Source organism: Chitinophaga sp. ARDCPP14 (genome assembly GCF_051362515.1).
Taxonomy (GTDB): Bacteria; Bacteroidota; Bacteroidia; order Chitinophagales; family Chitinophagaceae; genus Chitinophaga.
This window is the reverse complement of the sequence record NZ_JBKIXB010000002.1, coordinates 423,670-437,310: the sequence shown is the minus strand read 5'-3', so window position 1 is coordinate 437,310 and position 13,641 is coordinate 423,670. Positions and strand designations below refer to the sequence as shown.

General features: G+C 47.4%; 10 protein-coding genes. 5 read left to right on the top strand and 5 right to left on the bottom strand.

All coding sequences use genetic code 11. The annotated features are described in order from the left end of the window. Nucleotides 1–65 precede the first annotated feature (65 nt). Nucleotides 66–581: a BON domain-containing protein gene (locus tag ACLHR0_RS06400; protein WP_429042738.1), complete on the top strand. Its 516-nt coding sequence runs from the start codon at nucleotides 66–68 to the stop codon at nucleotides 579–581. 71 nt (nucleotides 582–652) lie between these two features. On the opposite strand, the gene ACLHR0_RS06395 is transcribed toward ACLHR0_RS06400, so the two are convergent. Genes ACLHR0_RS06395 through ACLHR0_RS06375 form a run of 5 tightly spaced genes read right to left on the bottom strand, consistent with a single transcriptional unit; the run spans nucleotide 653 to nucleotide 6,642 of the window. After that, on the bottom strand, nucleotides 653–1,513 hold the full coding sequence (locus ACLHR0_RS06395; protein WP_436485422.1) for a lysophospholipid acyltransferase family protein: 861 nt from the start codon (nucleotides 1,511–1,513) through the stop codon (nucleotides 653–655). Nucleotides 1,514–1,566: 53 nt separating this feature from the next. After that, complete coding sequence (gene nadB / locus ACLHR0_RS06390; protein ID WP_429042732.1) at nucleotides 1,567–3,165, bottom strand: L-aspartate oxidase; 1,599 nt, start codon at nucleotides 3,163–3,165, stop codon at nucleotides 1,567–1,569. Between the two features lie 19 nt (nucleotides 3,166–3,184). Then, complete coding sequence (locus ACLHR0_RS06385) at nucleotides 3,185–3,859, bottom strand: lysoplasmalogenase (RefSeq protein WP_429042730.1); 675 nt, start codon at nucleotides 3,857–3,859, stop codon at nucleotides 3,185–3,187. A 36-nt stretch (nucleotides 3,860–3,895) separates the two neighbouring features. After that, nucleotides 3,896–5,236 (bottom strand): sensor histidine kinase, encoded by a 1,341-nt coding sequence (locus ACLHR0_RS06380; RefSeq protein WP_429042727.1) that lies wholly within the window; start codon nucleotides 5,234–5,236, stop codon nucleotides 3,896–3,898. 56 nt (nucleotides 5,237–5,292) lie between these two features. Beyond that, a complete protein-coding gene (locus tag ACLHR0_RS06375) occupies nucleotides 5,293–6,642 on the bottom strand; it encodes a sigma-54-dependent transcriptional regulator (RefSeq protein ID WP_436485419.1) in 1,350 nt (449 codons plus the stop codon). A gap of 216 nt (nucleotides 6,643–6,858) precedes the next feature. Between ACLHR0_RS06375 and ACLHR0_RS06370 the strand changes: the two genes are divergently transcribed. From ACLHR0_RS06370 to ACLHR0_RS06355, 4 genes are read left to right on the top strand one after another with little or no spacing between them, the layout of a single operon-like run. After that, nucleotides 6,859–8,106: an efflux RND transporter periplasmic adaptor subunit gene (locus ACLHR0_RS06370; RefSeq protein ID WP_429042722.1), complete on the top strand. Its 1,248-nt coding sequence runs from the start codon at nucleotides 6,859–6,861 to the stop codon at nucleotides 8,104–8,106. Between the two features lie 47 nt (nucleotides 8,107–8,153). After that, entirely contained in the window at nucleotides 8,154–8,843 is a 690-nt protein-coding gene (locus tag ACLHR0_RS06365; protein ID WP_079471266.1) for an ABC transporter ATP-binding protein, read from the top strand. Nucleotides 8,844–8,872: 29 nt separating this feature from the next. Continuing rightward, nucleotides 8,873–11,281, top strand: a complete 2,409-nt coding sequence (locus ACLHR0_RS06360; protein WP_436485416.1) for an ABC transporter permease — start codon at nucleotides 8,873–8,875, stop codon at nucleotides 11,279–11,281. A gap of 2 nt (nucleotides 11,282–11,283) precedes the next feature. Beyond that, on the top strand, nucleotides 11,284–13,641 hold the full coding sequence (locus ACLHR0_RS06355) for an FtsX-like permease family protein (RefSeq protein WP_436485414.1): 2,358 nt from the start codon (nucleotides 11,284–11,286) through the stop codon (nucleotides 13,639–13,641).

Below are 13,641 nucleotides of genomic sequence, written 5' to 3'. Positions count from 1 at the left end.
GGTCCCGTTTTCTTTTGGCTATTCCCTGCGTATTTGTTATCTTCTTGCTATAAAATTGTTTGGGCATGACGATAAAAACCCTGGCAATAGCCTCGCTGATGTTTATAAACATATTGATGTTTGGCTGTAAACCTTCAGATGAAGAACTAAAGGAAGAAGTAAATGAAAAGCTGAGTCATATTCCCGGCATCACTGCAGACGTGAAAAACGGCGTCGTGATCCTGGGTGGTGAAGTGGGCGACGAAGTGGCCAAATCGGCCGCTGAAGACGCGCTGAAAGGAGTGAAGGGAGTGAAGTCGGTACAGGATAATATCACCGTGAAAACAGCCGTGGTTGCACCGCCACCGCCATCACCCACAACAACAACGCCATCGCCTGCAGGACCTGATCCCGATGTTATCCTCAAACGCTCTCTCGACTCCGTTTACGCTGCCCGCAGGTTTACTAACGTTACCGTTACTGTTTCAGACGGGGAAGTCATCCTCAGCGGAGCCGTTAAAAGGAAAAACGTTCATAATATGCTGCAAATCGCACAAAAGTACTCCACGAAAAAAGTAACGAATAACGTACAGGTCAAGTAAGAAAGCCGGGTGAAAGCCTGAAGCAGCACAGGAGATAATCAGGTATCCATCTCCTGTAAAAAAACTATTTTTTAATTCCCTTTATATTCATGTTTCCAGCGCCGGTGGCTCCATACCCACACTTCAGGTTGTTCATGAATATTTTTCTCGAGATATTTTACAAAGGCTTCTGTGATAGCGCCCTCGGACTCCTGTTGCGGATTTTCAAAGGCCAGCTTCAGTGAAGCATGGTAATAACCTCTTTTTACTTTACGGATATCCACAAACACCACCGGGATATTACTTCTCCTGGCGCCCATTTCCGGGCCTTTGTAGAACGGCGTCATTTTATTGAGGAACGGGTACCAGTAGCAGCTGCGCGGATTACCGGGATTCTGATCTGCCACCAAAGCAATCAGGTATTGTTTGTTGGTCCATGCCCGCATGCTGTTGCCCATATCATTGGCAGGAATGAGAATAGTGCCGAATTTTTCCCTGAAATGACGGAACATCCGGTCGGCCGGCCTGCTCGTAAGCGGCATATATACTACCAGGAAAGGAAATGCCACGCCCTGCATGCAAAACAGGTTAGCCCATTCCCAGTTAAAGTTATGCCCGAGGTGCAGCTGGCAGCTTTTACCCTGTGCGTATAATTCATGCAATACCGTAAGATCGCAGCGGAAGCGTTTTTGCAGCTGCGCTTTACTCATGGTGAGCAGTTTGATGGTTTCCACCATCATATCGGTAAGGTTGTGATAATATTTTTTTGCAAGAAGGGTGAGTTCTTCCTTTGACTTATCCGGAAAGGCCTGGGTCAGGTTCTCCATCACTACTTTCCTGCGATATCCGATCACATGGTACACCAGCACGTATAATACGTCGCTGATGAAGTAAAGCACCGGAAATGGCAATATGGAAAGGCTATAACAAAAAGCAAGCAGCAGATAATACATATTCCTGATGGTTGTAAATCCAACGCAAAGGTAATGAAAGACAGCCGTTTAGCTTACAGCACAATGTTTTGTACGAGATCGCTCTTAAACGGATAATCGGTATTGAAATGAAGTCCCCTGCTTTCTTTGCGGAAGGCGGCGCCTTTTACGATCAGGTAACCTGCAGTAATAAGGTTGCGCAGTTCACATAATTGCGGCGATACCATTGTTTTTTCGTAGAGGTCTTCCGTTTCTTCGTGCAGGATATCCATCCTGCGGAGGGCGCGTTGTAAACGTACATCGGTCCGTACAATCCCTACGTAATCGCTCATGATCTGCTTCAGCTCTTTCAGGCTTTGCGTGATCAGGATCATTTCTTTGGGGGCGCTGGTGCCGGTTGCGTCCCAGTCGGGCACATTTTCCTTAAACTCCAGCAGGTCTATTTTGCTGGTAGCATCCATAAAACAGCGGTGGGCAAATACCATTGCTTCCAGCAGCGAGTTGGAGGCAAGGCGGTTGGCGCCATGAAGGCCGGTGCTGGCGCATTCGCCGCATGCATATAAATTACGGATAGAGGTGAGTCCCCATTCATTGGTTTTAATACCGCCACAGCTGTAATGTGCGGCGGGCGATACCGGGATCATCTGATGGGCCACATCAATTCCTGCGGCTTTACAGGTTTCATAGATATTGGGGAAATGATGGATAAATTTCTCCAGGTCCATGTGCCGGCAATCGAGGTATACATGTTCTGTACCGGTGATCTTCATTTCGCTGTCGATGGCGCGGGCAACAATATCGCGCGGAGCCAGCGACAGGCGCGGATCGTATTTTTGCATAAAATCCTCTCCGTGGATATTCCGGAGAATACCGCCGTCGCCTCTTACTGCCTCGGTAATGAGGAAGGAAGGGCTTACACCCGGCTGGTAGAGGGCTGTAGGGTGAAACTGGATGAACTCCATGTTTTCGATACGGCCCTTTGCGCGGTACACCATTGCCACGCCATCGCCGGTAGCGATGTTGGGGTTGGTGGTGCTGCGGTATACCTGGCCATTGCCGCCGGTAGCCAGCAGGGTTACTTTGGAAAGGATCTTTTCAATTTTATTGGTAGCGAGGTTTAATACATATACCCCATAGCATTCTATATCAGGTGTGGATTTGGTAACCAGGTAGCCCAGGTGGTGCTGGGTGATGAGGTCTACCACAAAGCAGTGTGTGATCAGTTCTATATTCGGGCGGCGGTGGATGGCGTCCAGCAGCGCGCGTTCAATTTCTTTACCGGTAATATCCTTGTGGTGGATTACCCTGAAAACGGAGTGTCCGCCTTCGCGGCCAAGAGAAAAGTCGCCGTCGGCGTTTTTGTCGAAGTTGGCGCCCCATTCAATAATCTCATTCACTCTTTCCGGCCCTTCGGTCACCACGATCTTTACTATCTGTTCGTTACAGAGTCCGTCGCCCGCGATGAGCGTATCGTCTATATGTTTTTCGAAACTGTCATTCTCCAGGTCATTTACTACCGCTACGCCACCCTGGGCGTATTTGGTATTGGTTTCATCTTCCCGGCTTTTTGTGATGATGGTAATCTTTTTATCCGGACATTGTTGTGATACCTTGAGCGCATAAGTGAGCCCTGCAATTCCTGAACCGATGACAAGAAAGTCTGTTTGCTGCATAGTTAGACAAAAGTAAGAATTACCGGCTAATTTTTACCCGGAAGTACTCCGTACTGCCATACACCAGCCCCCATTGTGCAAAACCATAGGTGAGCATCACCAGGATATCGCCGCCGGGAAACGGATGATAGAATTTGCCCACTGCTATCATGGCATCTGAAATGACGAATAGCATTGCGCCCACCAGCGCATACCAGCCCGTAGGTTGCCGCCGGAAATGAAAGGCATGCAGTACGCATTGCACCAGGAAGAAAAGGGTAATTGAATACGCGATAACGGGTATGGCTAAACCGCCCAGATAGGGTAGCAGGAAGAGGATGAACAGGATTATCACCGCAGCGTTCAGGAATATATACGGATACCGGCACAACGGTACCGGCAGGTTGCTGTATCTTATTTTCAGGAAGAAGATACAATACATCACCTGTGCAATGAAAAAGCTGCCGAGGCCCGGCAGGAAAAGATTTTCAAACAACAACAGGTCATCTCCCAGGGAAGAAAAAAATAATGCCAGCAACAAAAAAATACGGAAGGAGCGGGGCATTTTTACATTGGCATACAACACATACACGGCCAGTAAAATCATCAGCAGCGGCTTGGTGGCATACCGGTATTCCTCGCTGCCAAAGGCAATCAACAGGATATCAGCCAATAGTACAAGAAAATAAATAATCAGGTGTTTTGGGCGGAACATGGAAAGGGATTGTACCAGTAATTTACAAATATTCTGTTAAGTATTCAACAGGATATAAAACGTAGTACCGTTACCGTTAATACCCGGACTCATCACTTTTAGCTGCCCGCCATGCATTTGTATGATCTGTTGGGACAAGCTCAGGCCAATGCCGGACCCTTTCTTTTTGGTGGTAAAGAAAGGGATAAAGATTTTGTTCATGGCGTCTTTATCAATGCCAGGGCCATTGTCGGTAATTTCAATACATATCTGCTGGATGTTGTTGAGATACAGCTTCATGCTGATGGTCGCCTCAGGTGTATGTTCCAGGGCATCCATCGCATTTTTAACGAGGTTGATCAACACCATTTGCAACTGCGATATATCCGCATGGATCTCCATATTTTCGGCGTCCGTTTCTACGGAAAACCGGATGCCTGCCTGCTTCATATCGGCCTGGAACAGGCTGCTCACGGAGTTTACCAGGGTCCTTACATTCACCGTGGTAAACTGTGGTTGCGGAAGGGTAGTATAATCGCGGTATGCATTTACAAAATTCATGATGCCTTTGCTGCGGCTTTCCACGGTTTGCAGCGCCTCGCGCAGGTCGGAAATGCCTTCCTGGTGCTGCGCGCCAGGGGCAATATCCAGGTCCACAATTTCCTGCATGGTACCAATCAGCGACACAATGGGCGTTACGGAATTCATAATTTCATGGCGCAATATTTTGGTGAGGTTTTGCCATGCTTCCAGTTCTTTTTTCTGTAATTCCGAGTGGATATTCTGGATGGAAATAAGTTTGATGAGCCGGCCCTGTAACCGCACAGTAGCAGCGTGAATAGACAGTTGTTGTTCCTGCCTTGTTGCATACAGTGTTTTATTTCCCGACGACAATTCCATCAGTAATTCGGACAGGCCTGGATGAACCGTTTTCAGTTCGTGAATATTACGCAGCCGGTAGATGCCCATCAGGCGGAAAGCGGCGGGATTAATGAGTTCTATTTTCCCTTCTGCATCAAACGACAATACCCCGATGCTGATATGCTGCACGATGGTGTCGATATACTTCAGGTTAGCTTCTTTTTCTGCGCGGGTTTGCCGGAACGCCTCCAGTACTTCGTTGAACTGGTGGTTGAGCATACTGAAGCTTTTGCCTAGCTTATTATCGGCGCTGAAGCGGATAGAAAAATCTTCATAGCGGATTGACTCGAGGAACAGGGTAAGTTTCCGGTTAATCCGGTTGAGATAATGATAGATGCCGTACAGCTGTATAAATACCAGCGGGATCAACAGGAATGTGAGTGGCTGCATACCGTGCATGAACAGCCAGATAGCGGCTGTGAGCGTGGCGGCCAGCAGGATGACCCGGAAGCTGATATTAATGCTGAAACGATTCATTGGAGCGCTTTTAGCTGTTTGGCTTTCAGTGATTATTAACCGCTGAAAGCCAACGGCTATATGTTATATTTTTCCAGTCTTCTGTAAAGTGCGGCCCTGCTAAGTCCCAGCTCTTTGGCGGCTTCGGTGATGTTGCCGTTGCATTTTTTCATGGCCTGGGAAATGATGTTGCGTTCCATTTCTTCCAGGTTATAGCCGGTGTCCATCGCCTGATCTGCGTTGTTATTGTTTTTTACAAATACATCCTTTGGCTGGAGGGTTTTTCCCTGTGATAGGATAACAGCTCTTTCCAGCGCATGTTGCAGTTCGCGGATGTTGCCGGGCCAGTCGTAGCGCTGCAGTTGCGTGATGAGTGATTCGTGCATGCTGTTTACCGGGCGTTTATATTTATCGCGGTACAGCTGCAGGAAGTGTTCTGCCAGCGGGATGATATCTTCCACACGTTCGCGCAGTGGCGGCAGGTGTACTTCAATGGTATTGATACGATAGAGCAGATCCTGTCTGAACAGGTGTTGCGAAGCCATGTGCGAAATGTTGCGATTGGTGGCGCAGATCAGTCTAACGTCGATGGGTATACTTTTATTAGAGCCTACTTTTGTAACTGACCTGTTTTGCAACACGGTAAGCAGTTTTGCCTGGAAGGGGATGGAGATGTTTCCTATTTCATCCAGGAAGATGGTGCCGCCGTTGGCTTCTTCAAAGCGGCCGGCGCGGTCTTCGCGGGCATCAGTGAAGGCGCCTTTTACGTGGCCAAACAGTTCACTTTCAAACAGGGTTTCGCTGATGGCGCCGAGGTCTACGCTTACGAAGGGTTTGCTGCTCCGGTTCGACTGTGTATGTATCTGGCGGGCCAGCATATCCTTACCGGTACCGTTTTCGCCGAGGATGAGGATATTGGCATCCGTGGCAGCTACCCTGGATACGGTATCAAATACGGCGAGCATGCCGGGGCTTTTGCCGATTACCTGGTTGCCCGGATGATGTACGGCAGCGGGAGGTTTATCCTGTTGGGCTGCACGTTTGTTATAGGCAGTTTGAATAGTGGCCAGGAGCTTTTCGTTTTCCCAGGGTTTGAGCACAAAGTCAACCGCACCGGCCTTGATGGCCCTTACCGCCATTTCCACGTCGCCATAAGCAGTGAACAATACAACGGCCGTTTGCGGTTTTATATCCAGGATCCGGTCCAGCCATTCAAAGCCTTCTTTTCCGCTGCTCAGGTCGCGGGTAAAGTTCATATCCAGCAGGATTACATCGTAATCGAAGTTGGATACGAGATAAGGGATTTTTTGCGGATTCTTCTCAAAATCAACCTGTTCGAAATGTCTTTTGAGTAACAGGCGGGCCGCACGTAAAACATCTACATCATCATCAACAATTAAAATCTTTCCTGGTTGCATGGTAGTCATATGCGAATGGTGAATAGGTGACAATATTAAACAAAGATTCTTTCAAACCCACAGCTAATTTCAGGAACTTTTAAAAGTGTCCGATTATGGACACCGCTTGTCCGGCAAAGGACGTTTTTTTAAACCATTTTTCCTTGAAAACGTTGCTGGTAAAAGGTTTTCAGCTTTGGCATGTGGATTGACTTTCTCCGGTCAGCAAACTTTTCGCTAAAGAACATGGATAGAAAATTAGAAAAGAAGTTTTGGAATAAAAAGCGCATCCTGATGATAGGTGGCGGAGCAGTAGTAGTAATGCTGCTGTTGTACACGTTGCTTTTTGCGGATCACAGGGCCACCCTGAATGTAGAAAAAGACAAGATCACTATCTCTACAGTAAAGAAAGGAACCTTTGACGTATATATTGCCGTTACCGCAGTGGTAATGCCCCTGAAAACCATCCGCCTGGATGCCATTGAAGGCGGATATGTAAGCCGCAAGTACCTGGATGGCGGTAGTATGGTAAAGGAAGGCGACTCTATCCTGCGGCTGGACAACCAGCACATGATGATGGACTTCGTAAACCATGAAACAGAGATCTACCGTTTACGCAACGAACTGCAGAATACCCGCCTGAGCATCCGCCAGCAGGAATTTACCATGCAGCAAACCATTTCAGACATTGACGCCAAGATAGCCGCTGCACAGGACCTGTACGACCGGAACAAGCAACTGGTGGAAGAAAAGATCGTGGCCCGCCAGGAATTCAACAAAAACAAGTTTGAACTGGAAGGACTCCTGCGTCAGAAAGATATCCAGCTGCAATCCCAGAAATACCAGCAGGACAATGCCAAAATGCAGATTACCCAGCTGGAAGGCACCCTGGCCAGAACCCAGCGCAACCTGGACCTGATGCGGGAAAACCTGAACAGCCTGATTGTCCGCGCCCCGGTATCCGGGCAGCTCTCTTCCATCGATGTGGAAGTTGGTTCCAGCATCACCGCCGGCCAGAATATTGGCCAGATCGATGACCTGAATGGTTTTAAACTACGCGCCGATATAGACGAACATTATGTTTCCCAGGTATTTGCCGGGTTGAAAGCCACCTTCGAATTCGATGGGAAATCTTACGAAATGCTGGTTACAAAGGTATATCCTGAAGTAAAAAGCGGCCGTTTCCAGGCCGATATGACCTTTCAAAAAGATACGCCGGAAGGTATCCGCCGTGGACAATCCTCTCCTATCCGCCTTGTATTGGGTAAGTCCGCAGAAGCTATCCTTTTACCGCTCGGCGGATTTTTCTCCGACACCGGTGGTAACTGGGTATACGTAGTAGATAAAAGCGGCAACCGCGCAGTAAAACGTAATATTTCGCTGGGCCGTAAAAATCCGCTATATTTTGAAGTACTGGAGGGCCTGCAGCCAGGCGACCAGGTAATTACTTCTTCCTATGAGAATTTCGGAAACAAAGATGTTTTATCCTTTTAGTTCATCCATTTTTTTATATAAACTAGCATTTAAAATTAAAAACACATATGATACGCACTGTTAACTTACAGAAGCTGTTTACAACAGAAGAGGTAGAAACCACTGCTCTCAATGGTATTAACATGGAAGTGCAGGATGGAGAATTTGTGGCGATCATGGGACCCTCCGGTTGCGGCAAATCCACTTTGCTGAACATATTGGGTTTGCTGGATAACCCCAGTGATGGCGAGTATCACTTCTGGGATAAGGAAGTAGCGCGTATGAGTGAAAGACAAAGGGCACAGCTCCGCAAAGGCTCTATTGGTTTCGTGTTCCAGAGCTTTAACCTGATCGATGAGCTCACCGTTTTCGAGAACGTGGAGTTACCCTTACTTTATCTGAAAGTTCCTGCCGCCGAAAGAAAGGTGAAGGTAGAAGAGGTGCTGGAACGCATGAATATTATGCACCGCCGCAACCACTTCCCGCAGCAGCTGTCCGGTGGTCAGCAACAAAGAGTAGCTATTGCCCGCGCCGTGGTAGCCAAACCTAACCTGATATTGGCGGATGAGCCTACAGGTAACCTGGACTCCACCAACGGGGAAGAAGTGATGAAGTTATTACAGGAGTTGAATAACTCCGGCACCACCCTGATCATGGTAACACACTCCCCATATGATGCAGGGTTTGCACACCGTATTATCAACCTGTTTGATGGACGCGTGGTGACAGAGAATATCAAGGAGCAGTTTCATGTGTGATTTTTTTTCCGCCATTCTAAAACCACATCATGATGTTTCGGAACTATTTCAAAATTGCTGTTCGTCATTTACAGCGTCATAAGTTCATTACGGTGATCAATATCTCCGGGCTGGCTGTAGGCATGGCCTGCTGCATACTGATTACGCTGTATGTGCGCGATGAGCTGGGTTTTGACAGGTTCCACCATAATGCGGACCGTCTCTACCGCGTTACAACTCAAACTACCCGTCCCACAGGTAATACCGAACATGACGCGGCTACCCAGTTTCCTGTTGGCCCCAATCTGAAAAAAGATATCAGCAGCATCAAAGAAGCAGTACGTATTTACGCACCGGGAAATACCCTCTATACTGCAGGAGATAAAAGAATATGGGAAGAAAATACAGGCTTTGCCGATGAACCTTTCTTCCGGGTTTTCAATTATCCGCTGCTGGAAGGAAATCCGGCTACCGTTTTAAAAGAACCATACTCCATCGTATTAACTGCATCTGCTGCAAAAAAATACTTTGGAAATGAATCGCCCATTGGAAAACTGATAAAGGTAGGCAATGGTTACAGCTGCACGGTAACCGGTGTGGCTAAGGACTTTCCATCCAATACAGATCTCCGCATGACCATGATCATATCGTACCCCACCATGCTGAAAGAAGCATTAAAAGCGGGCACCGATATGGAAAAACAGTGGTTCATGTTTGGCAATAATGTTACTTATGTGCAGCTGGCAGACCACGCAGATCCTGCTAAACTTACCAAAGAACTGGCCACTTTTGTATCTACTCATATTGGTCGAATACTGAAAAAGCATAACATACAGTTTGCGCTGGAATTGCAACCCATTCAGCATGTACATCTGCACCCGCAGGGCGATAAAGGAATAGATAATTCCCCGTTGATCTGGTTATACATTGCTATCGCGGTTTTCCTGATCCTGATTGCCTGTATCAACTTCATGAACCTCACCACTGCGCGGGCACATGAAAGAGCAAAAGAAGTGGGGCTGCGTAAAGTACTGGGCGCTGAAAGAAAAAGCCTTATCCTGCAATTTCTTACAGAATCACTGGTGATCAGCCTTATCTCTTTTGTGCTGGCTATTTTGCTGGTAGGATTGGCGATGCCATTGTTTAATACTATTACCGGCAAACAATTGCTGTTGCTTTCTTCCGCAGATAGTTTTTTATATGCCGGCTTATTATTGCTGGTATTATTGGTGGGCCTGGTGGCCGGTAGCTATCCTGCGCTCTACCTGTCCGGGCTGATACCCGTACGCGTATTGAAAGGAAATTTTGTTACCTCCGGCTCCCGTGTGCTGGTACGCCGTGGATTAGTGGTGGCACAATTTGCGGTAGCCGTGGCATTGATCATTTCCACGGTGGTGGTATTTTCCCAGCTCCGCTACTGGCAAACAAAAAACCTCGGATTCGATAAAGAACACCTCGTAAATATATACCTCTCCGGCGTGGATGGCGCCAAAGTTGCTTTGCTGAAATCCGCCTTCTTAAACCAATCGGGTGTGCAGCAGGCTTCCATGCATAATTTTTTAATGGGCAGTGGTGTGTTTAATAACAACCCGATAGTACGTGAAGGGGGAGATGATAAAGACGGCTTTGTTGCAGGAATCATTCAATCGGATTTCGACCTGCTCAAAACAACCGGCATCAAACTGGTGGCCGGACGTGATTTTGACCCTGCGCTGGCTACTGATTCTTCCGATGCCTATATCGTTAACCAGGCCGCTGCACGACAGTTAGGCTTTAAGGATGATGCAGTAGGCAAACGGATTGAGTGGCGACCCGGGTATATGGAAAGACATGGTACCATTATAGGAGTGGTAGAAGATTTCAACCTCCGCTCCCTGCAAATGCCGGTAGAGCCTATCGTCTACCTGGTAAGGCAGGATGAAGTAGCGATCATTACCCTGCGGCTTGCAGCAGGCGATCAAAAGGCTATATTAAAACGTGTGGAAGCCGCATGGAACAGTATGATTCCCGATGTGCCATTTAATTTCACTTTTGTGGAAGATGATATACAGGCACAGTATGCATCTGAACGTACACTGGGCAAATTATTCGGTATCTTCTCCGGCCTCGCCATCTTTATAGCCTGTATGGGCCTCCTGGGATTGTCTATGCTCATTTCCCGGCAGCGTACAAAAGAAATCGGTATCCGCAAAGTGCTGGGTGCTTCTATTGCCAATATTTCACTGTTGTTATCTAAAGACTTTCTCAAACTGGTTTTGATAGGGATCTGTATCGCTTCTCCCATAGCCTGGTACGGAATGGAAAAATGGCTGCAAAACTTTGCTTTCAGGGTGCACGTGGAATGGTGGGTGTTTTTACTCACCGCTGGAATGGTGGTGCTGATTGCATTGTGTACCGTTAGTTTGCAATCCATAAAAGCGGCGTTAATGAACCCGGTTAAATCACTTAGATCCGAATAAACATGATTAAAAACTATTTCCAAATTGCCTGGAGGAATCTGAAAAGAAGCCAGTTTTTCGCTGCTGTGAATATTGCAGGATTGGCCTTTGGCATGGCGGTGTGCATGTTTATCCTCTGCTGGGTTTTAGACGAATATAGTATTGATAAGTTCCATTCAAATGGCAAGAATATTTACCGGCTGCAGGCGAATGTGGACTGGGGCGGTATACGCACCATGACCGTCACTCCAACTGTGCTGGCGGATGACCTGAAAAGTAACTTCCCGGAGATCATGGCGAATGTGAAAGTCCGGGTGACCAACAGCAACATGCTGTTTAAAACAGCGCAGCGATCCGCCCTGGAAAAAAATTACATATTCGCTACCTCTAACCTGCTGGAAGAGATGGACTTCCCGGTAGTAGCAGGAGATAAGCATACCGCATTGATGCAGCCGGAATCTATTGTACTGACGGAATCATTTGCAAAAAAATATTACGGCACCACCGATCTTGTAGGAAAGATCATTAACGTGGAAAAGAACAAAGCGCTGCAGGTAACAGCTATCGTGAAAGACGTGCCCGCTGCATCGTCCATTCAGTTCGACTTTATACTGCCCTTTGCGCTTTCCCTGAAGCAGGATCCCTGGCTGTTGAGGCCGGGCAGCTATAGTATTTCTAATTACATGGTGGTGAAAGCCGGAACAGATATTCCCCGCCTCACCGCAAAGATGCAGCAACATTACGCTAAACTCAACCCTGGTAATAAGAATGAAGTATGGCTGCAACCTTTTGAAGATACCTATCTGCATGAAAAATATGAAAATGGAAAAGTAGCCGGTGGAAGAATTGAATATGTACGTTTGTTTTTCATCACGGCGCTTATTGTACTGGCCATTGCCTGTATCAATTTCATGAACCTTTCCACTGCACAGGCATCTAAAAGAGCCCGTGAAGTAGGTGTGCGTAAATCGATGGGCGCTTCCAGGCTTTCGCTGATGTTGCAGTTTACCGGCGAAGCAATCCTGATGTGCGCTATAGCGGCTGTTGCCGCAGCAGTAGTGGTGTACTTACTGATGCCGGTATTCAATAATTTTACCGGCAAGCATATTACGTTTACGCTGTCTGTTACTGTTAAGTACCTGGTGGGGCTGTTAGGAGTAATATTGATCACTGGCTTGCTGGCAGGCAGCTATCCTGCTTTTGTGTTATCGCGTTTCCTCCCGGTGAAGGTATTGAAAGGTGATTTGAGCAGCGGGAGCGGAGCCTCCCTGTTCCGGAAAAACCTGGTGGTATTGCAGTTTGTGCTCTCTTTCATTTTTATTGTGAGCAGCGTAGTGATCTACAACCAGATGCAGTACATCTACCACCGTAACCTGGGGGTTGACAAGGAAAATGTAATGTATGTGGAATTGGGCGAAGGCTTTGCCGCAAACCAGCAGGCGATTGAGCAATCAATGTCGCAGCTGCCGCAGGTGAAGTCATTTACCTACAACAGTTTCCTGCCATTGTCTATTGGCGGCTCAAGTGCCGACCTGAGCTGGGAAGGAAAGCCGGATAAGCTGATTGTAAATACCGCGCCGCAGCAGGTAGGATACGACTATGTTTCCACCATGGGAATGACGATGAAGGAAGGCCGTGATTTCTCCCGGGACTTTGCTTCGGACTCCGCTGCCTATATCATCAATGAAACCGCCGCCCGTGTAATGGGAATGAAGGACCCTGTAGGAAAACAAATCAGTTTCTGGAAGGGGAAAGGCACCATCATCGGCGTGGTAAAAGATTATCATTTTGCCTCTATGAGGGAAAATATTTCGCCGATGGTAATGATGCTGGAACCGAACGATAATAATTACATGATGATCCGCCTGGCAAAAGGAGAGGTTTCCAATCAGGTGGCCGCAGTGGAAAAAGTATTCACTACGCTGAACGCCGGCTACCCGGTAGATTATCACTTCCTCGATGAAACTTTTGATAACATGTACAGGTCGGAAACGATGTTGCGTAAACTGGCGCAGGTATTTGCGGTGGTAGCGGTAATGATTTCCTGCCTGGGGCTGTTCGGACTATCTGTTTTTACTGCAGAACAGCGCAGGAAAGAAATTGGTATCCGGAAAGTATTAGGTGCTTCCGTAATGAACGTTACCCGTTTGCTTTCAAAAGAATTCCTGACCCTGGTGATCATTGGTATCTTACTGGCCACGCCTATCAGCTGGTACATGATGAATAACTGGTTATCCGGATTTGCATATCATACAAATTTATCTGTCTGGATCTTTATTATTGCTGGCTTACTGGCAGTGGTGATAGCCCTGGCAACTGTGAGTTTCCAGTCGGTGAAAGCCGCCATGGCCAACCCTGTAAAATCTTTAAAAGCCGAATAA